This window comes from Polyangium sp. 15x6, assembly GCF_029960785.1.
GTDB lineage: Bacteria > Myxococcota_A > Polyangia > Polyangiales > Polyangiaceae > Polyangium.
Genome location: NZ_JASBQE010000023.1, coordinates 14,540 through 34,253, shown reverse-complemented (window position 1 = coordinate 34,253; position 19,714 = coordinate 14,540). Strand labels below are relative to the sequence as shown.

Below are 19,714 nucleotides of genomic sequence, written 5' to 3'. Positions count from 1 at the left end.
CGATCAACGCCGCGCGCGCAGCGCGTGCGCGACGCCTTGCTTCAGCGTGGCGAACGTGACGAGGTCGCCGAGATCGTGGCCGAGCGTGACGAGCGCGCGCGCCACGTCCGCGCGGATGCCCGTGAGCAGGACGCGCGCGCCGAGGAGCGCCGCCGCGCGCGCGCTCGTGACGAGAACACTCGCGACGTGCGCGTCCATCGCCTCGACGCCCGTGACGTCGAGGATCACGAAACGCGCGTCGTGCGCCACGATGCCCTGCGTGAGCGTGTCGAGCACTCCGCTCCCGCGGTCCTCGTCGACGGCGCCGATGAGCGGGAGCAGGAGCGTGCCCTCGGCGATGGGCAAGAGCGGGTTCGAGAGGCGCGCGAGGAGCTCGGTCTGCAATTGCACCGTCTCCTCGACCACGGCGGCGGTGCGGATCACCTCCGCGGCGAGCTTCTCCGCGGTCGCGTCGGCGAACGTCGAGACCCGGATCGTGCGCCCGTCGCGTTCGAAGTTCTGCCCGCGGATGCGCGCGACGAACGTGGTGCCGTCCATCCGCAGGAGCGTGGCCTCGTAGGGCTCGGTGACGCCGCGGCGCTGGTACTCGGCGACGAGCTCCCGCGACTCGGGCGCGACGAACTCGAACGCGTGCTTGCCAATCGCCTCCTCGCGCTTGCCCCGGAACATCACCTCGAACTGCGGGCTCGTGTCGATCACGAGGCCGTTCTCGAAGACGGTGAGCGTCTCCTGGGTGACCTCGAGCATGTGGCGAATGCGCCATGCATCACCTTCGAGGCGTGTTATCGTGGCTTGCGCCTCGGCGAGCTCCCGCTCGAGGGCTTCCAAGCGCAAAGGGTCGAGTGCAACGCCGTTGCCCACGGCGGCATCGTAGCGTGGCCGAGGGCGTGTAAAGAGAGGAAAAACGCGCGGTGGGACCCGAGAAGACGAAGCGCAAGAAACGAAGCGAGCCAAAGATCCAGATTCCTCTGCGCAAGCCCTACGGGCAGCTCGTCCCCGGCTTCGTCCTGTTCGGGGCCTGCGCTGCGTTTTTCTTCCATCGTTCGAGCGTCAACGATCGCGGCCTCATCCTGAACGGCATCCTCCACTTCGACCCCGACGGGGCGGACGCGTTTTACGCGGTGCTGGGCGTGCTCTCCGTGGGCATGAGCGTGATGGCCCTGCTCGGCATCGTTCGCTTCCTGCAGATCGAGACCTTCGAGCTCGTCCTCAGCGCCAAGTCGTTGTCGCTCCCCGTGGGACGTCCGATGAGCATGCGGGTGATCACGGTGCCGGTGCGCGACATCGTTTCCGTCGGGCTGCAGCCGCCGGGGCGGCCGAAGTCGATCGTCGTGCAGGTTCAGGACAACGTGTACTGGATCCCGGGCTCCTGGCTGCCGAAGGAGTGGACCGTGCAGGATCTCAATGCGGCGCTCGTCGAGCGGCTCCGGCGGCCAGAGGACGAGGGCGCCGCCGAAGGCGGGTAGCGCCGTCGAGGCGGCTCCCGGAGCAAGCTCGCTCGTGCTAGAGGCTGCCGTCATGACCGTTCCGTTCGATCCCAACGCGCCCGCGGCCGCCGACTCCGGCATTTATGGATTGCCTTTCACGGAGGACGACGCGGCCGTCGTGCTCGTGCCCGTCCCGTGGGAAGTGACGACCTCGTACGGCGGCGGCACGTCGGGCGGCCCCGCGGCGATCCTCGCGGCGAGCCGGCAGGTGGATCTCTACGATCTCGACGTGGAAAAACCTTATGCGCCCGGCATTTTCATGCAGGACGAGGCCGAAGAGATCGTCCGGTGGAACGAGGAGGGGAGGGCGCTCGCGCAGAAGATCATCGACGTAGGCGGCGTCGTCGAGACGGACGAACTGCGCGCGGCGCTCGCGCGGGTGAACGAGCTCGGCGGGAAGCTCAATGCGCGCGTCGAGGCCGAGACGGAGCGGCTCGTGGCGAAGGGGAAGATCGTGGGAATCGTGGGCGGCGATCACGCGGTGCCGCTCGGCGCGATCGAGGTGCTCGCGCGGCGGCGTCCGGGGCTCGGCGTGCTCCATTTCGACGCGCATTCGGACACGCGCCGCGCCTACGAGGGGTTTACGTTCTCGCACGCCTCGATCATGTACAACGTGCTCACGCGCGCGGCGGGCGTCGGAAAACTCGTGCAGGTCGGGATTCGCGACGTGTGCGAGGAGGAAATGGACTACGTCGCCTCGCAGGGCGAGCGCGCGCGGGTGTTTTTCGATCGCGATCTCGCGCGGCGCAAGCTCGGGGGCGAGACGTTTGCCGCCGTGGCGCGGGAGATCGTGGATGCGCTGCCGCGGGAGGTGTGGGTCTCGTTCGACGTCGACGGGCTCGATCCGCGTTATTGCCCGCACACGGGCACGCCCGTGCCCGGCGGGCTCGATTTTCACGAGGCGGTGTACGTGATCGGCGAGGTGGTGCGGTCCGGACGAACGATCGTGGGGTTCGATCTGAACGAGGTCGCCCCGGGGCCGGACGGCGACGAGTGGGACGCGAACGTGGGGGCGCGGCTGCTCTACAAACTGATCGGATTCACGCTCGCCAGCCAGGGCAAGGCAAAGCTGCGCTGAATCGATAAGCTCCTACGCGAATCGTTGCATCGACCGCACCGCGGTCGATGCACCCGAGGTCCAGGGCTGTGCCCTGGTTCGGGTCCAGGGGCGAAGAGCCCCTGGTCGGGTCCGGGGTGAAACCCCGGCGTTACGCTGTGGCAGCACCACCCTCTCAGGGGACCTTCGCGGGCTTGGGCACGGTCGTGCCGGCGCGCACGGCGTCCACGACGAGATCGTTCAGCGCTTTATCGGCCTTCTCGCATTTCGCGGAGACTGCGCCCATCGTCGCGCCCTTGCATTCCTTCTTGCGCTCCGTGGCCACGTTCGCGAGCGCTTCGTTTTTCTTGAGCGCCTCCTGGGTCGCGTCCTCGAGGATGCGCCACGGAATGATGGCGTGCTTGGGCTTCGACGGGGCCTGGAAGCGGACCTCCTCGGTCGACAGGGTCGCGCAGGTGCCGTCCCAGCGGAGCACATCGACGCTGCCCGACGCGCCGCTCACCTGCATGCCGCCCGTGTCCGCCTTCATCTGGTTGAGCACGAGCAGCTCCTCGTCGAGCGTGAGCTTCTCCTCCGCGCTCGGTCCGCCGAGGCCGTTGAACGGCGCGACCTCCTTCGCGGAGACGTACGCGCGGCGCCACGGCGTGCCCTTCTGGAAGAGATAAAGCGCGAGCTCCGGGTAGACGCCGTTGCAGAGGCGCTTGACGAAGCCCTTCGGCATGACACACGCGGCCTTGTCGTCGCCCGCGCAGGCCTCGGGGATCCCCTTCGGTTCTTCCTCGGCCTTGGGCGCCTCGGCAGCTTCGGTCTTCGTGTCCGTGCCAGCCTCCGCGTTGGTCTCGGTCTTCGGCTCCTCGGCCTTCGGGGCGCTCGAGCCACAACCAGCGAGGACGAGCAGGATCAGGGCCATCGAATGTCGCATGGCCGAACCCTACCAAAGACCGGTGGCAGCCGTGAAGCCCGATGATCAGGCGAGCGGCGGGCCGAGCGAGCGCGCGAGGATGGCTTCGAGCTCGGCGTCCGTGAGCTCGATCGGATTCGAACGCATGCTGCCCGCCCGCGAGCCCGCGATGATCGACGCGAGGTCCGTCTCGGAAACCCCGTACGATCGGAGCGGCGGGACGCCGAGTTTGTCGCGTAAACCTCGAAACGCGTCGGCGGCGCGCTCGGGGCTGCGATCGGGCGCGTCGGGGGGCAAGAGGAGGTCGGCGACCTCGTGGGCGCGGGCGAGCGCCGGGTGTTCGGGCGCGCGGGCGCGCAAGGCGGCGACGTTCGTGGCGAAGGTGGCGGGCAAGAGGCAACCGCAGCCGGCGCCGTGCGGGACGCCAGAGAGGCCGCCGAGCGGCGCGACGAGGCCGTGCACGGCGCCGAGGCCCGCATTGGCGAGCGCAATGCCGCCCCAGAGCGCCGCGAGCGCCATGGCCTCGTGGGATTCGTCCGTGGTGCGATCCTCGGCGAGCGCGACGAGCGCGCGATAAGCGAGCGTGATGCCGGGGACGACGAGGACGTCGGTCATCGGCTGCGCGCCCTTCGAGAGATACGCCTCGACGAGGTGCGTGAGCGCGTCGAGCCCGGAGGAAGCCGCGACGCTCTTCGGCGCCGTGGCGATGAGGGAAGGGTCCACGAGCGCGACGCGCGGGACCATGAGATCGCTGCGAATGCTGCGCTTGACGCGGAGATCGGGGACACGAAGGACGCTGTTTTTCGTGACCTCCGAGCCGCTGCCCGCGGTCGTGGGGACGGCGACGAGCGGCAATGGCGTCTTCTCGATCGTGCGGCCCGCGCCCACGGCTTCGACGTAATCGATCGCCGAACCCTCGTTCGTCGCGAGCGCGGCCGCCGCCTTCGCGGCGTCGATCACGCTGCCGCCGCCGATCGCGAGGACGACGTCGTGGCCACCTTCGCGGGCGACGCGGGCGCCCTCGTCCGCGACCGCGAGGTCGGGCTCGCCATCGACGCAGAATCGCGCCGTCGATACGCCCCGCGCGCGGAGCCCCTCCTCGATCGCGGCGAGCTTGCCGGAGCGTTCGAGCGAGCTCTTGCCGGAGACGAGGAGGCAACGCTTGCCGAGGCGGGCGACGGCGGCCGGCGCTTCGCCGAGGGTGCCCGCGCCGAAGTGGATCTCGGGCGCCGTGCGGAACGAGAACTTCACGGGATCACGCGGTGCTCTAGGCCCAGGGCTCGGGGAACACGGAGACGTATTTTTCGCCGGCGCGGGGGGCGGCCATCATCGGCGCGACGAGCTCTTTCCAGCGGAGGTAATGCGCGGTCTGCTGGTGCGCCTTGAAATCGGCCTCGGTCTGGTAGACCTCGTACAGGAAAAACCGCGTGGGATCGTCCGCGGCCCGGAGGACGTCGAAGCGGACGTTGCCCGGCTCGGCGCGGGTGCCGCGGGCGTTGTCGAGCGTCGCTTCCGCGAAGGCATCGACGTGGTCGGCGAGCACGGAGACCTTGACGCAAACGACGTACATGACGAGCTCCCTTCAGCGTTGCGGCGCGACGAGAAGCGGCATGAGGCCGTCGAGCTCCGCGGGAGAGAGCAGGGGGCGGAGCGCCTTGATGAGCTTCTCGGCGACGACGGGATCGTCCACGCTCGAAGAGTCGAAGCTGCGGAGGTTGACGCCGGTCACGAGGATCAGCCGCGAGATGAAGAACGAGCCATGCTTCTGATCGAGGAGGCGCACGGCCTGGTAGATGCCGCCCTTGGTGCGACGGACGCCCGAGCTCGGTTGGCCCGATGCAGGGGTGCCCGAAGAAGAAGGCCCGCTGGTCGGCACGGTGCCCGACGAAGGCGGAAGGCGGCTCGACGGCACGCTCGGCGGTTGGACCCTCTCCCCCCGCACGGAGATGGGCACGGTGTCGAAGCCGCGCGCGATCACGCCCGAGAACGATGTGGACGTAGGCGGCTGGCTGTCCGGTCCCGTGCGCGGATCATCGACGCCCGGATCGCTCCGGCGAGGGCCACGATCCGGGGGTCTTTGTGGATTGCTCACGACTGCGATTTTCGGACAACACGGGAGCAAAGTCCATGAGGAACCGCGAGGCTCGTGCGTGAGGGAGGACACGGGTCAGGCGGGGGACGTCCGGGGCGCGGGGGGAGCCCGTGTTGGGTGGAGACAAACCGAGGCGAGGACGGCCGGCGTTCGCGACGACGAACAGGCGCGATGCCACGTTCTTGACTTGCCGTACGAGTCGGCTGAGATGGCGGTTCATGAGCCAGATGCCCGTCAAGCCCGGCGATCTCCTGGCGCGGAAGTATCGCGTGGAGCGCGTGCTCGGCTCGGGCGCGATGGGCGTCGTGGTGGCCGCGAGGCACGTGGATCTCGGGCAGCTCGTCGCGGTGAAGTCGCTCCTCACGGGTCGCGTCGTGAGCCCGGAGCAACGCGAGCGGTTCTTGCGCGAGGCGCGCGCCGCGGTGCTCCTGAAGAGCCACCACGTCGCGCGGGTGCTCGACGTCGGCGCAGATGAGAACGACGCGCCGTACATCGTGATGGAGTACCTCGACGGGCAAGACCTCGCCGCGACGCTGAAGGCGCGGAGGCAACTGCCGTTCGAGGAGGCGGTGGATCTCGTGCTGCAAGCGTGCGAGGCGATCGGCGAGGCGCACGCGGCGGGGATCGTGCACCGGGATCTCAAGCCGGCGAATCTGTTCCTGACGCAAGACGTGAGCGGAGCGGCGTGCGTGAAGGTGCTGGACTTCGGGATCTCGAAGCTCATGGGCTCCGACGTGGCGCTGACGCACGAGTCGCAGATGCTCGGCTCGCCGCTCTACATGTCGCCGGAGCAGATGAACACGCCGAAGAGCGTGGACGCGCGGAGCGACGTGTGGGCGCTCGGGATCATCCTGTACCAGCTCGTCGCGGGGAGGACGCCGTTCCACGCGGAGACGATCCAGGCGGTGTGCGCGCTGGTGATCGCGGGGCAACCGACGCCGCTGCGGCAGTACCGAGCGGACGCGCCGGCGGGGTTCGAGGCGGTGATCCTGCGGTGCTTGGCGCGGAATCGGGAGGAGAGGTTCCGCGACGTTGGGGAGCTGGCAGCGGCGCTCGCGCCGTACGCGCCGGCGCATGCGCGGGTGTACGTGGAGCGGGTCGGGCGGGTGGTGCGCGGGAAAGGCGCGCGGATGGGATCGATGCCCGAGGCGAGCCCGACGTTCGCAGAGCACACCGCGGCACGAGCGATGACGTCGGCGACGTCGGGGACGGCAGCGACGGAGAAGCTCGCGGTGGTGGTCGCGCCGGGCGCGGGGTCGGCTTCACGCACGAAGGGCGCGAGTCCGATGCGGCTCGTGGTGATCGGGGTGGTGTTGGCGATCGTGGGGGGAGTGCTCGGGGTCGGGGTGGTGTTGTTCTCGGGTGCGGGCGCGGGCGCGGGTGGGACGAGCGGGGCGGTGGGGGAGGAGTCGGCGAAGGTGCGGGGGGAGGCGTCGGCGAAGGCGGCGGGGCCGGTGATCGTCGCGCCAGTGGAGGATGCGGCGTCGGCGGAGGCGAGCGCGCGCGCGGTTGGGACGACGAGCGCGGCGGCTTCGAGTGTGGCTCCGGCGCCGTCGGCAGCGGCGGCGGCGGCAAGCGTGCCGTCGGTGCGCGGATCGTCGGTGGTCAAACCATCTGCAACGGGGAAGGCGACGGCGACGAGCACGGGGGCGGTGCGTCCTCGGCCGCCGAAGGGGAACGAGGATTTGTACGCACCTTGACGGCGCATGCTGACGGGTGGGGTTTGCCTTGGTAAGGTGCTCCGCCGAGGTCATTGCATGCGCGTGAAGGTGTCTGCGCTGGGAGTCGTGGCTCTGGTTTGTCTGGGCGGGGGGCGCGCGGACGCAGGGCCCGCGGAGGATCGCGCTGCGGCAGATGCGTTGTTCCAGGAGGGGCGGGAGCTGCTGAAGGGAGGGCGCGCGGGGGAGGCGTGTCCAAAGTTCGCGGCGAGTCAGAAGCTGGATCCGCGGCCAGGGAGGCTGCTGGCGCTTGGGGATTGCTACGAGACGAACGGGGAGACGGCGAGCGCATGGGCGACGTTCCGGGAGGCGGAGTCGACGGCGCGGGCAGGGAAGGACGAGCGGCGGATGGAGGAGGCGGCGCGGCGGGCGGGGGAGCTGGAGCCGAAGCTGGCAAAGCTGGTGGTGGAGGTGGCGCCGGAGGCGAGGGTTGCGGGGCTAGAGGTGCGGCGGAACGGGAAGCGGGTGGAGGAGGCGGTGTGGGGAGCGGCGGTGCCGGTGGATCCAGGGGAGCAGCGGGTGGAGGCGGCGGCGCCGGGGAAGAAGGGGTGGGCGGGGAAGGTGGTGGCAGGGGAGGGGGCGGTGACGAGGGTGAAGGTGCCAGCGTTGGGGGAGGAGGTGACGGTGAAGCGGGGGGAGGCGGTGAGGGAGGAGGGGGCGGGGAAGAGTGGGGTGGTAGTTGGGGTGGGGGCGGCGCTGGGGGTGGTGGGGGTAGGGGTGGGAATTGGGCTTCTCGTGGCGGCAAGCGGTTTGGTGAGCGACGCGGATGCGCAGGACAACGGAATGCCCGACGGGGCATGTAGCCCCCTTCATCCGCGCAACGCCGAGTTCTCCGGCGCATGCGGCGAGTTGCGCGGTGCGTTGGAGCGATCGCAAACCCTGCACAACGTGGGGCTCGGTGCGCTCGTAGCGGGGGGCGTGATCGGCGTCGGCACGCTCGTCTATACTCTGATGCCATCGAAGAAGTCGGCGACCATGGGTCTCCAGGTACTGCCGACGGTCGCGCCGACGTACGCGGGGATTTCTGCGATTGGACAATTCTGAGCGCTGACGTGGGACGCTTTCTCGTTCCAGGCGCTTACCCTGGCTACACGCATAGGAGAGATTGTGATGCGCAATGTTCACACGACCCTGGCGTTTCTGGGTCTCCTGGCCGCGACTGGGTTCGGGCAGGTCGTGGGTTGTGGGGTCGACCCGAAAGATTGTTCGTTGAACAATCAGTGCCTGGAGGATGGGAACCCCTACGGCGGCGTAGTGGAGCCTCCGCCAGGATGCGTGGCTTCGCCAAGCAAAGATGCGATCGTGCTCCGCGATGAATGCGGCATTTTCGTGAGCAAAACCGTGGCCGGCAGCGGACCCGCGGGCCGCAGCGCAAACCCCTTCAAGACGATTGACGAGGCCGTCAAGGAGGCAACCAAGAGAACAGCGCGCGTCTATGTGTGCGCAGACGGGGATTACAAGGAACGACTGGACATTCCCGCGGGTATCTCCGTCTTCGGGGGCATCGATTGTGCGGGTGGCACGTGGACATACGGCGGGGCCACGAAGAGCCGCATCAATCCAGACGCCCCCGGCACCGCCGATGACCTGCAAGCCTCGGTTCGAGTCTCGGGGGATGGCACGTCCACGCTCGAGGATCTCGATATCGTCGCGGCGAATGCGACGCTCCCCGGTGGGTCAGCCATTGCGGCCATCATGGCGACGGCAACGGTCAATGTCGAGCGATGTATTCTCACGGCAGGCCGCGGTGGAGATGGCGCGCCCGGCGAGAGCCTCGGCATCGATGACAACCTCAACGGCAAGGATGGAACTCCTGGGGTCAAGGCCTGCTCTGGGGACGTCATTGCGGGCAATCTGGGCGGAGCAGAGGTCACACTCATGTGCGACGGCATCGCCACCACGGGCGGGGCCGGCGGGTTGGGTGGACCCATCGAATCACCGCCTCCCACCCCGGCGGCTGCTGGTAATGGCGCGAATGGTGGTCCGGCAGGCGGAGCTGGCGGCACTGGTGAATCGAAGGACGGGTTGCTCGCTTGCACCGGCGGTATGAGCGGAGCCGATGGGGCGGAGGGTGGAGCTGGCACGAGCGCCGAGGCGGTTGGAACCATTGGCACGGATGGCTACACACCGGCTCTGGCGACTGCAGGAAAAACCGGCGGCATCGGCCAGGGCGGCGGAGGTGGTGGAGGGGCGCGCGGCGGGACGAACATCTGCGCCATCGGGATGTCGGGCGCAGGCGCCAGCGGCGGCAGCGGTGGCAGCGGCGGATGTGGGGGGAAAGGCGGAGGGGCCGGCGGGAGCGGTGGAGCGAGCATTGCGCTGCTGAGCCTCAATGCCCAGGTCTCGTTGAATGATTCCGAGCTCGTTGCAGGACGCGGTGGCGACGGGGGCAAGGGTGGCGATGGTCAAGCGGGAGGCGGGGGAGGTCTTCGCGGTGCCGCGGGTCAGAAGGCCGGGAACTCCAAGGTCTCTTGCCAAGGTGGTCCCGGTGGAAGCGGTGGGAAGGGCGGCCCCGGCGGGGGCGGCGCGGGAGGGCCATCGATCGTGATTGCGGTCGTCGGCACGACGCCCACGAAGCGCGGGACGACGCAGTACACCCTGGGTGAGACAAGCCTCGGCGGCGCAGGCGGCGAGGGCATGAGCGTCATCGCTGGGCCGGACGGCACCGCCGAGGAAGCCATCGTGTTCTGACGTGACCTCGGGACCGCGTGGCGCCTCGTCCGGTCAGAAGCTCACGATGTCTCCCGTTGTCCCCTCGGCTCCGGCGCTCATGATGCCGCCACTGCCGTCTAGTCCACCCTCCCCCGGGGTACCTGGAAGGACCGTGGTGCCGTCGCGCTTCTCGGGCGCTTTGCCGCTGTGGGCAATGGCAATCGAAGGGCCGCCCGCGCCGCCACCGCCGGGACCACCCCTCCCGCCATTGCCACCGATACCACCGGAACATGCGTTCTTCGAGCCATTGGCTCCCTCACCCCCTTTACCCCCGAAGCCCCCGTTTCCGCCGGATTGGCTCTGCCCGCCCGGGCCACCATTGCCGCCTTGCCCCGCCTCGAGTTTACAATCGGTTAGCGCCACGGTTGCGTCCGCGCTGATCAGCGCGACGCTCGCGCCGCCGCCCTTGCCGCCCTCGCCGCCTTTACCCCCGCATCCACCGGTACCGCCGCTGCCGCCGCTCGCGCCAGGTCGCTCAGCGCCGCAGATGTTCTGCCCGCCTCTCGCGCCGCCTCCCCCGCCGCCGCCCTGACCGCGGCTCCCCCAGTTGCCTGGCTTACCGTCCGCAGGGGCATAACCGGAGGCGTTCACGGGGTTGCTGATTGCAACCTCCGCGGGGCCGGTGCCGTCGCTGCCCGCCAAGCCATCCTTCCCGTTGCCGCCGTCCGAGCAACTCCATCCAACACCGCTCTCCGGTTCCCCCTGCCCACCCTGGCCCGCGCCGAGATCCGGCGATCCGGAAGCGCCGGGAGCACCAGCCAGCGCTTTGAACGGAGAGAGCTCGACGGATCCACCATTGCCGCCTTTGCCCCCGACGCTCGTGACCATCACGCCGTCCTCGTCGCACGTTTTAGTCTGCTCTGCGCCTCCGGCATTGGCCGCTCCTGCCATGCAAGCGTCCTTGCCGGGGTTACCAGCAAGACCCTTCAGATCCGTGCTGTCTGGCGGAGGACTGGGGGGAGCGCCATCCTGCGCTCTGCCGCCGAGGATATCGCAACGGGCGAATTCGACGGTCGAGCCGTCGACGATCGCCGCGATCGAAGACTTCGCCTCTTCACCCGTCGCCGCGGGCTGATCGTAGCTCGGTGCCTGCGCAATCACGTCCTGCACCTGGAGCGAGGCACCCCCGGTCACGCGCAACGGGATCCCATCCGTTGGCGCGATCGTGGCGCGTTTTGCCGGATCGACCACATAGGTCCAGCCGTTCGCACAATCGAACCCACCGAACACCGACACGATGCTCGCCTTAGCCTCTTCGGTATACGTCTCGGCGCAGGCATACACGCGGAACTTCGACTTCGCGGCAGCATCGAGCCCCGCTTGAAGCGACTTGAATGGCTTGGCTTTCGTTCCATCTCCGCCATCCGCAGCGGATGAGCTCACGAAGATGCCGCACTCGTCCTTGATGACCGAGCTGTCTTCGCTCGGGAGCGCTTTGCACTCGGGCGAGACCTCTCCACCGCCGAGATATTTGTTGCCGTTTGGCAGGCAAATGCCATTCTCGCTACAATCGCTGGAATACGAAGCACATGCCGCGAGCTGCCCTATCGCGGCACATACCAGAATTCCGAGATACGCAAGGGACTTGTGTAGGGTGCGCATCGGCATGTCTCCTCACTTGCTGGAAGCCAAGGAAATGCGTCGATCTCGATGAACCGGGATCGACGAACGAGACTCGGACGGTCTCCTCAGAAGCGCCCGGACGCCGACAAACCTGCGAACGTGGGTGCCACGATCGGAAGCACGTCGAGCCCCGTCGTCGGGGACTTCTTCTTGGGCCACAGCGCGTAAACCACGGTTCCGGCTGCGATCACCCCGCCGGCGATGGCCACACCCACGCCGACGTTGTGAAGGGTATCCGTCTTGCCGAGTTTGTTCTTGAGCTCGCTGCACTGGGCCGTGTACATGCCGTGTTGCGGATGCGCGGTATTGCAGACCGCCTCGGGGATCGAATCGCGAAGCGCGCGCGCAGCGGTCAGCTCGCTCTCGCCTGCCACGATCAGCCCAATCCCCGTCCCGATCCCAATCACCCCGAGCCCGGCCCCCACCGCAATGAGCGCCACGCTCTTCCCCCCCGGCGTCCCCCCAATCTTCGGCGCCAGCACCAGACTCACCTCCTGGCTCTGCGCCTTCTCCACATCGACCGTCTTCAGCACGTCATCGTGCCCCGGCAGCTTCGCCTCGATCACCCGCTTCCCCGGGTCCACGAACACTGCCTTCGCCAGCGGCGCCTGCCCCACGAACCGGCCGTCGACATAGATCTTCGCGCCACCGATGTTCGTGCCGATCGTCACCGTGCCGACGTGCTTCTTCGCCTCTTCCAGCCGCTTCTGCAGCGCCTCGCGCACCTCGGGCTTCCCGCCCGCCGGGAACTCCTCCAGCGCGTACGACAGATGCTCCGCCGCATCGCGGTGCTGGCCCAGCGTCATCTCCACATCGCCCAGATTTCCCGCGAGATCGAAGCTCTTTCGCAGATCCCACGCGGCCTGGTACGACGCCTCCGCCTCGGCCCACTTCTGCTCGTCGAACAGCTTGTTGCCCGTCTCGAACAGCTCCGCCGCCCGCGCCGCGTCGTCCGCGTACGCAGGCGAAGCGCCCGCGACCAGGAGGGCGAAGCTCATCGTCGAAAGCAGTGCCTTGGTTCGCATGCTCATCCCTCCCGAAGCTCCCTAGAAAAGTCGCCGCGGCGCAGAGGCCGTCGTGGTCGGCGCGGCCGTCGTGGTCGGCGCGGTCTTCGTGGTGGTGGTGGTCGTCGTCTTGCGGGGCGACGTCGCGACCGGCTTGATCCCCGGTTGCACAGGCGCCGTCGTCGCGGGCTCCGCCCCCAGCTCTTCCGCGGGCGCGGGCTCCGCCGTCGCCGCGGGCTCGGCAGGCGTGGGCTCGGTCGGCGCGGGCTCGGGTGCCGCGGGCTCCGCGGTCACGGGAGGCATCGGGATCTTGCCGGGCGTCGCCGGCACCGTGACTGCGATCGGCGCGCTCGACGAGACGCCCGTCTCGTTGCCTCCGCTCGACACCTTGCCGCGCAGGAGATACGCCGCGCCGCCGCCGAGCAGCGCCGCGACGACCACCACGCCGATCCAGATCCCGATGCTGCGCCCGCCTTCGTCCTCGTCTGAGGCTTGCGGGGCCGCGGGGCGCGAGCCCGGCGCGGGCACGGCGGGGCCGAGCGATGCGGAGGGGAGCATCGAGCGATCGATGCCGCTGCTCGCCGTCCACGGGCTCGAGTTCGGGTCCGCGATCTCGGCTTGTGGCGGCGGCGGCGGTGGACGGAGGCCGCCGGGGGGCAGCTCCATCTTCGTCGTGGGCATGTGCCGCGCGTCCATGACCTCGACCTTCATGTCGGCCGCGATCCGCACCTTGGCCATGTCCATGGTCTTCAGGCGCTGCCGTCGCTTCGGCACCTCGATCGGCGCGACGTAGGCGCGTGCTTCGCGCTCGCCGTGCGAGGTGATCACGTTCTCGCCTTCGGCAGCCGGCGCCGCGGACGGCGCCGCGGGCGTGCCTGCGTCTGCTCCCGGTGCTCCGCTCGGCGGCTGAGCTCCCTCGCGATTGTCGGCGCTCACGCGCTCCCTCCCGGGCCTTTCACGATCCAAGTGCTCCGCCGGACCATGATGCCTCGGATCGCCGCGTCAGCGCCACCTTCCGATCGTTCGTTCACGTCGCTCGTCTGGCCGTCGCGCACCTTGACGGGGGTAGCTCAACCAGCCCCCTCACGCCAAGGGCGATCTCGGAGGCAAGCCCCCAGAGCTCTTTTATGGCATGACGCTCGCCGTGCCCACGCCCCTGGCCAGCCGCCTTCCCGCCCCGGACGATGTCGATCCGACGCTCGTCTTCGACAGGTTCCTCGACTACGTCGCCGAGAAAGAGCTCGAGCTCTACCCGGCCCAGGAAGAGGCGCTCCTCGAAATCGTTGGTGGCAAAAATGTGATCCTCAACACCCCCACGGGGTCGGGGAAATCGCTCGTGGCCACGGCGATGCACTTCCTTGCGATGTCGCAGGGCAAGCGCTCGTTCTACACGTGCCCGATCAAGGCGCTCGTCAGCGAGAAGTTCTTCGCGCTCTGCCGGGATTTCGGCCCGGAGAACGTCGGCATGATGACGGGGGACGCGTCCGTGAACCGCGACGCGCCGATCATCTGCTGCACGGCCGAGATCCTCGCAAACATCGCGCTGCGCGAGGGGGAGCGCGCGGATGTCGATTACGTGATCATGGACGAGTTCCATTACTACGCGGACCGCGAGCGCGGGGTCGCGTGGCAGGTCCCGCTGCTCACGCTGCCGCAGGCCACGTACCTGCTCATGTCGGCGACGCTCGGGGGCGCGGATGCGTTCGCCAAGATCCTCACGAAGCTGAACGGCAAGGAGACCGCGCTCGTGCGCTCGCGCGAGCGGCCCGTCCCGCTCGACTTCGAGTACAGCGAGAGGCCGCTGCACGAGACCGTGCACGACCTCGTCCAGAAGGGGCGCGCGCCGATCTACATCGTCAACTTCACGCAGCGCGCTGCGGCCGAGGAAGCGCAGAACCTCATGAGCCTCGACTACGCGTCGAAGGACGACAAGCGCGCGATCGCGAAGGCGCTCGAAGGCGTGCGCCTCGACAGCCCCTACGGCAAGGAGTTCAGCCGTTTCGTGCGCCACGGGATCGGGCTCCACCACGCGGGGCTCTTGCCGAAGTACCGGCTGCTCGTGGAGAAGCTCGCGCAGAAGGGCCTGCTCAAGGTGATCTGCGGGACGGACACGCTCGGCGTGGGCGTGAACATCCCGATCCGCACGGTGCTCTTCACCAAGCTCTGCAAGTACGACGGCCAGAAGACGGCGATCCTCAGCGTGCGCGACTTCCAGCAGATCGCGGGGCGCGCGGGTCGAAAGGGCTTCGACGATCGAGGCACCGTGGTCGCGCAGGCGCCCGAGCACGCGATCGAGAACCTCCGGCTCGAAGCGAAGGCGGGCAACGACCCCGTGAAGAAGAAGCGCATCGTGCGCAAGAAGCCGCCCGAGAAGGGCTACGTGCACTGGGATCGATCGACGTTCGACCGGCTCATCGCCGGCGAGCCCGAGCCGCTCGTGTCGCGCTTCTCGGTCTCGCACGGAATGCTGCTCAACGTGCTCGGGCGCGAGGGCGACGGCTGCCGGGCGATGAAGACGCTCCTCAACGACGTGCACGAGACCCCGGCGCAGCGACGGATCCACAAGAAGACCGCGCTCTCGATGTTCCGCTCGCTCGTGCGCGGCGACGTGATCGAGCTCGTGCCGCTCGCCGAGCGCGACGAGACGGGCCGAAAGGTGCGCGTCAACGCGGATCTGCAAGAGGACTTCACCATCAACCACGCGCTCGGGCTCTGGCTCGTGGAGACGGTGGAGGTGCTCGATCGCGAGAGCGAGACGTACGCACTCGAGGTGCTCACGCTGGTCGAGAGCATCCTGGAGAACCCCGAGCTCCTCTTGATGAAGCAGCTCGACAAGCTGAAGCGCGAGAAGATGATCGAGCTCAAGGCCGCCGGGATGGAGTTCGAGGACCGGGTCGCGGAGCTCGACAAGATGGAGTACCCGAAGCCGAACGCGGACTTCATCTACGAGAGCTTCAACGAGTTCGCCAAGAAGCACCCCTGGGTCGCACGCGAGAACATCCGGCCGAAGTCGATCGCGCGCGAGATGTTCGAGGGGCTCTGGTCGTTCTCGGACTACGTGAAGGAGTACGAGCTGCAGCGGAGCGAGGGGCTGCTGCTGCGCTACCTCTCGGACGTGTACAAGGCGCTCGTGCAGACGGTGCCCGAGCGCGAGAAGACCGACGAGCTCGACGACGTGGAGATCTTCCTCGGCGCGATCGTGCGGCAGGTCGACAGCTCGCTGCTCGAAGAGTGGGAGCGGATGAAGAACCCCGACCGCGTGATGGCGGTGGTCGAGGGCAAACCCGAGCCGAAGGAAGAGCAGTTCGACCTCACCACCGACACGCGCGCGTTCATCGCGCTCATCCGGAACGAGGTGTTCGCGCTGGTGCGCGCGCTCGCGCGGAAGGACTACGTCGAGGCAGCGGAGCTCGTGGAGGCCGGCGGAGAGGACTGGACGCCGCGGCGCTTCGAGGACGCGCTCGCGCCGTTCTGGGAAGAGTTCGCGGAGATCCGCATCGATCCGAAGGCGCGGAGCCCCGAGAACACGCAGATCCGGCAGTGGCCTTTCGTCTGGGAGTTTTCCCAGGTCCTCATCGACGAGGAAGGCGAGAGCAGCGGATGGGCGCTCGAAGGCGTGATCGATCTCGACAAGTCGCGTGACGCGAACAAGCCGGTGATCTCCCTGCGCCGGATCGCTTCGTAGCTCGCGCTTCCGTACATCCAGGGAGTGCTCCACAATGGCGCCGTGAAGACCTCCCTGACTTCGGAGAACCTCCCCCACGCCACGCTCGCGCGGCTCGCCCAGGCGAACCGCGACTTTGTCCAGGCCTTCCCCGGCGAGCCCTCACGCAGGCAACCGGTGCACACGGTCTACGGCGGGGCGCACCTCTTCAAGGCGCGCACGTGTCAGCGATCCGGCGAGGTCGCGCTCGACGTGATGCGCACGTACGCGCCCGATCCCGTGACGTTTGCCCGCGCGCTCGGCCTCTCGTTCGCGAGCGCTCTGCCCGACGATCCGGCCGTGCTCAAGGACGCGCCCACAGGCTCGCCGGGATACCTCGCGCGCGTCGTGCACGAGCGCGTGCTCGAGAAGCTCGCGCGCGAGCCCGTGGAGGACTTCCGCATCGACTTCGAGGACGGCTACGGAAACCGCCCGGACGCCGAGGAGGACGGGCACGCGGTCGCGGCGGCGGAGCAGGTCGCAGAGGCCGTGACGAGCGGGACGGCGCCGCCGTTCATCGGGATCCGCATCAAGCCACTGAACGAGGAGCTACGCGCGCGGAGCGTGCGGACGCTCGATCTGTTCGTGACGACGCTCGTGACCCGGCTCGGTGGACGTTTGCCCGAGGGGTTCGTCGTGACGCTGCCGAAGATCACGGTGCCCGAGCAGGTCGAGGCGCTCGTGGCGCTCCTCGAATCGCTCGAAGCCGCGCTCGTGCTGCCGCCGAAGTCGCTGCTGTTCGAGGTGATGGTGGAGACGACGCAGTCGATCTTCCTGCCGGACGGGCGCGTCGCGCTGCCGCACCTGATGGCGCTGGCGAAGGAGCGATGCACGGGCGCGCACTTCGGGACGTACGACTACACGGCCGGTTGCAGCATCACGGCGGCGCACCAGCACATGGCGCATCCAGCGTGTGATTTCGCGAAGCACGTGATGAAGGTGTCGCTTGCGGGGACGGGCGTGCTCCTGTCGGACGGCGCGACGAACGTGATGCCGATCGGCCCGCATCGCGCGGCGGAGGGAGGGACGCTCGGCGCGGCGGAGCTCGCGGAGAACCGCGCGGTGGTGCATCGGGCGTGGCGGCTCGCGCACGATCACATCCGGCACTCGCTGGTGACCGGGTTTTACCAGGGATGGGATCTGCACCCCGCGCAGCTCCCGGCGCGCTACGGCGCGGTGTACGCGTTTTTCCTGGAGGGTCTCGAAGCCGCGGGCGCGCGCCTGAAGGCGTTCCTCGACAAGGCCGCGCAGGCGACCTTGCTCGGCGACGTGTTCGACGACGCCGCGACGGGGCAGGGGCTCCTGAACTACTTCCTTCGCGCAATCGCCTGCGGCGCGCTGACGGAAGCGGAAGCCGAGCAGATGACCGGGCTCGGCTCGGCCGACTTCGCGACGCGTTCGTTCGTGAAGATCCTCGCGGCGCGGAAGGGCTGATCCTGTTCGATGAACTGCGCATCGCGCAGTTCATCGATCCTGGTCCAGCGCTTGCGCTGGTCCGGGTCCAGGGGCGGATAGCCCCGGTGGGGCCTGGGGCAACGCCCCAGCGCAGCGGCTCCGGTCAGCTCCCGCGGTAGGTCGAGAATCCGTACGGGTTCAAAAGAAGGGGCACGTGGTGGTGCTCCTCCGGCGCGCGGAGGAGGAACGTGATCGAGACGGTCGGGTAAAACCCCGTCGTGCCTTGCGCCGCGTAGTAGGCGCCCGTGTCGAAGGTGATGCGGTACGTCCCCGGCTTCGGGCGCGGCTCGGGCGGCAGCAGGTCGCGCAGGCGGCCGTCCGCGTCTGTCTTGCCGCGCCCGAGCACGACGGATTCGCCGCTGTCTTCGAGACGCTCGAGCACGACGGGGACGCCCTCCGCGGGACGGCCGCGGCTCGTGTCGAGGACATGCGTGGTGATGGGGCTCGTGCTCATGGCGAGAGGAGTTTCTCCAGGCGCAGGCGCGTGATCTTTTCTTGTTCGCCCACGGCGACGCGGAGCTCGGTCTCTGCGTCGTTGTCGAGCCGCGCGCGCAGGATCGCGAGCAGCTCCTCGCCCGTCTTGCCCGTGGCGCAGACGAGGTAGATGCGACCGAACTTCGCCTCGTAGGCGCGGTTTCCCTCGGCGATCGCGGCGCGCACGTCGTCGGCCGATCGCGCGGCGCCGGCTTGCTCGTTCGCGGCCCATGCGGCCGTCGACCTCGAGGCCGCGGAGGGCTCGCCGATGCGGGGATGGTGCGAGAAGGCCTCGTCCCAGTCGGCGACGTCGAGCGCGTTCCAGTGCCGCGACGCCGCTTCGAAGAGATGGGCGCGGCTCTGGAAAGGCCGCTCGTGGAGCATTCGATCGACCCAGCGGGCGCTGCCGCAGCAGCGCGTCAGCGCGGCGCGCGCTTCGTCGCCTTCGAGATCGTTCAAGGCGCGGCACTCGTCCATGGCGATACTCTCACGTGGTGATCGGCGCGCCGTAGAGCCGCAGCCGCGCGACGCCGCCGTCGGGGAAGATGCGCAGGCGCACGTGGCTCACCGGCTCGCTCGCCTGGAGCGAGAAGACGTGCCGCGTGTGCGCTTCGAGCTTCGTGCGCGGCAGGAGCTCCTTCCACGCGGCCGCTTCGAGCGCCTCGGGCGACTCCTCCCCGCGGAGGAAACATCCTTCGAGCGAGCAGCTCTCGGGGTAGTTGCCCTTGAAGTGCATCGTGTCGATGTCCGTGCGCACGAGCGTGCCCGCGCGGCCGAGGCGGACGATCGCCCAGTCGTGACCCGGGCCGCGGCGCCTGCGGCTCTCCCAGCCGTCGCCCATGTCGCGCGAGGGACCGGGCAAAAGCAGGTTCCGCCGATCCGAGAAGAACTCGTCGCTCGCGCCGATGACCACGCCGCCGTGCTCGACGGACGCGAGATCGAGGACGCGGTGCTCCGAGAGGAGCAACGCCCAGTCGGGTTTGACATCGCCGTAGACGCGGAGACGCGCGACGCCGCCGTCGGGGTAGATGCGGAGTTTTACGTGCGAGTAGGTGCCCGCGTCCGTGATCGCGAACAGATTCTGCGAGCCCGGTTTGACCGCGGAGAGCGCCAGGATCTCGGTCCACGCGACGTCCGCGCCGAGCAGCGCTTCGAGCGCCCGGTAGCCGGGCACGTACGTCGCCTCGATGGAGACCTTCGCCGGGGCGTTGCCGAGGAAGTGGCTCGTGTCGACGTCGAAGCCCGCGATACGACCCGCGAGGCCGAGGCGCACGATGCACGCGTCCTCGCTGCCGACGCGACGGCGCCGCGACTCCCAGCCGTCCATCCACTTGCCCTGCTCCGTGTACTTGCCCGGAATGAAGACGGCCTTGCCGGGCTTGAGCAGGTTCTCCTTCGGCGCGAAGAAATCGTCGGTCGCCCAGATCGCCGCGCCACCGAGGCGCTCCGACGCGAGATCGACCATCGTCTCGAAATCAGCCATCGTTT

Annotated in this window: 18 protein-coding genes; 7 read left to right on the top strand and 11 right to left on the bottom strand. The window is 68.7% G+C overall.

Features of this window, described 5'->3' with window-relative positions:
• Positions 1–3: 3 nt before the first annotated feature.
• Positions 4–861, bottom strand: a complete 858-nt coding sequence (locus tag QHF83_RS18845; RefSeq protein WP_282419253.1) for an STAS domain-containing protein — start codon at positions 859–861, stop codon at positions 4–6.
• 50 nt (positions 862–911) lie between these two features.
• On the opposite strand from QHF83_RS18845, the gene QHF83_RS18840 reads away from it, so the two are divergent.
• On the top strand, positions 912–1,466 hold the full coding sequence (locus tag QHF83_RS18840) for a hypothetical protein (protein ID WP_282419252.1): 555 nt from the start codon (positions 912–914) through the stop codon (positions 1,464–1,466).
• A 52-nt stretch (positions 1,467–1,518) separates the two neighbouring features.
• Positions 1,519–2,565: an arginase family protein gene (locus QHF83_RS18835; protein WP_282419251.1), complete on the top strand. Its 1,047-nt coding sequence runs from the start codon at positions 1,519–1,521 to the stop codon at positions 2,563–2,565.
• Between the two features lie 154 nt (positions 2,566–2,719).
• On the opposite strand, the gene QHF83_RS18830 is transcribed toward QHF83_RS18835, so the two are convergent.
• Genes QHF83_RS18830 through QHF83_RS18815 form a run of 4 tightly spaced genes read right to left on the bottom strand, consistent with a single transcriptional unit; the run spans position 2,720 to position 5,537 of the window.
• The gene (locus QHF83_RS18830) at positions 2,720–3,466 is read right to left on the bottom strand and encodes a hypothetical protein (RefSeq protein ID WP_282419250.1); all 747 of its coding nucleotides are present in this window, start codon (positions 3,464–3,466) and stop codon (positions 2,720–2,722) included.
• 45 nt (positions 3,467–3,511) lie between these two features.
• Positions 3,512–4,696, bottom strand: coding sequence for an iron-containing alcohol dehydrogenase (locus QHF83_RS18825; RefSeq protein ID WP_282419249.1), 1,185 nt, complete (start codon positions 4,694–4,696; stop codon positions 3,512–3,514).
• Between the two features lie 16 nt (positions 4,697–4,712).
• Positions 4,713–5,015, bottom strand: coding sequence for an antibiotic biosynthesis monooxygenase (locus QHF83_RS18820; protein ID WP_282419248.1), 303 nt, complete (start codon positions 5,013–5,015; stop codon positions 4,713–4,715).
• A gap of 12 nt (positions 5,016–5,027) precedes the next feature.
• On the bottom strand, positions 5,028–5,537 hold the full coding sequence (locus QHF83_RS18815; protein ID WP_282419247.1) for a hypothetical protein: 510 nt from the start codon (positions 5,535–5,537) through the stop codon (positions 5,028–5,030).
• A 218-nt stretch (positions 5,538–5,755) separates the two neighbouring features.
• Here QHF83_RS18815 and QHF83_RS18810 point away from each other — a divergent pair, with 218 nt between their 5' ends.
• From QHF83_RS18810 to QHF83_RS18800, 3 genes are all read left to right on the top strand, one after another.
• Positions 5,756–7,237 carry a serine/threonine-protein kinase gene (locus tag QHF83_RS18810; protein WP_282419246.1) on the top strand — a complete coding sequence of 494 codons (1,482 nt, stop codon included), beginning with the start codon at positions 5,756–5,758 and terminating at the stop codon, positions 7,235–7,237.
• 57 nt (positions 7,238–7,294) lie between these two features.
• Positions 7,295–8,299, top strand: a complete 1,005-nt coding sequence (locus QHF83_RS18805) for a hypothetical protein (protein WP_282419245.1) — start codon at positions 7,295–7,297, stop codon at positions 8,297–8,299.
• 258 nt (positions 8,300–8,557) lie between these two features.
• Complete coding sequence (locus QHF83_RS18800; protein WP_282419244.1) at positions 8,558–9,946, top strand: PGRS family protein; 1,389 nt, start codon at positions 8,558–8,560, stop codon at positions 9,944–9,946.
• Between the two features lie 33 nt (positions 9,947–9,979).
• Here the strand turns inward: QHF83_RS18800 and QHF83_RS18795 are convergent, their stop codons facing one another.
• The 3 genes from QHF83_RS18795 to QHF83_RS18785 form a co-directional block, all read right to left on the bottom strand.
• Positions 9,980–11,569 (bottom strand): hypothetical protein, encoded by a 1,590-nt coding sequence (locus QHF83_RS18795; protein WP_282419243.1) that lies wholly within the window; start codon positions 11,567–11,569, stop codon positions 9,980–9,982.
• Positions 11,570–11,655: 86 nt separating this feature from the next.
• A complete protein-coding gene (locus QHF83_RS18790) occupies positions 11,656–12,615 on the bottom strand; it encodes a PEGA domain-containing protein (protein ID WP_282419242.1) in 960 nt (319 codons plus the stop codon).
• Positions 12,616–12,636: 21 nt separating this feature from the next.
• Entirely contained in the window at positions 12,637–13,530 is an 894-nt protein-coding gene (locus tag QHF83_RS18785; RefSeq protein WP_282419241.1) for a hypothetical protein, read from the bottom strand.
• Positions 13,531–13,738: 208 nt separating this feature from the next.
• Here QHF83_RS18785 and QHF83_RS18780 point away from each other — a divergent pair, with 208 nt between their 5' ends.
• Together QHF83_RS18780 and QHF83_RS18775 are read left to right on the top strand one after the other, a co-directional pair.
• The gene (locus tag QHF83_RS18780) at positions 13,739–16,279 is read left to right on the top strand and encodes a DEAD/DEAH box helicase (protein WP_282419240.1); all 2,541 of its coding nucleotides are present in this window, start codon (positions 13,739–13,741) and stop codon (positions 16,277–16,279) included.
• A gap of 42 nt (positions 16,280–16,321) precedes the next feature.
• Positions 16,322–17,731, top strand: coding sequence for a phosphoenolpyruvate kinase (locus tag QHF83_RS18775; RefSeq protein WP_282419239.1), 1,410 nt, complete (start codon positions 16,322–16,324; stop codon positions 17,729–17,731).
• 124 nt (positions 17,732–17,855) lie between these two features.
• Here the strand turns inward: QHF83_RS18775 and uraH are convergent, their stop codons facing one another.
• From uraH to alc, 3 genes are read right to left on the bottom strand one after another with little or no spacing between them, the layout of a single operon-like run.
• A complete protein-coding gene (uraH, locus tag QHF83_RS18770; RefSeq protein ID WP_282419238.1) occupies positions 17,856–18,206 on the bottom strand; it encodes a hydroxyisourate hydrolase in 351 nt (116 codons plus the stop codon).
• Positions 18,203–18,703 carry a 2-oxo-4-hydroxy-4-carboxy-5-ureidoimidazoline decarboxylase gene (gene uraD, locus QHF83_RS18765; RefSeq protein WP_282419237.1) on the bottom strand — a complete coding sequence of 167 codons (501 nt, stop codon included), beginning with the start codon at positions 18,701–18,703 and terminating at the stop codon, positions 18,203–18,205. Before uraD ends, uraH begins: the two co-directional genes overlap by 4 nt.
• A gap of 10 nt (positions 18,704–18,713) precedes the next feature.
• Complete coding sequence (gene alc, locus QHF83_RS18760; RefSeq protein ID WP_282419236.1) at positions 18,714–19,709, bottom strand: allantoicase; 996 nt, start codon at positions 19,707–19,709, stop codon at positions 18,714–18,716.
• Between the last annotated feature and the right edge of the window lie 5 nt (positions 19,710–19,714).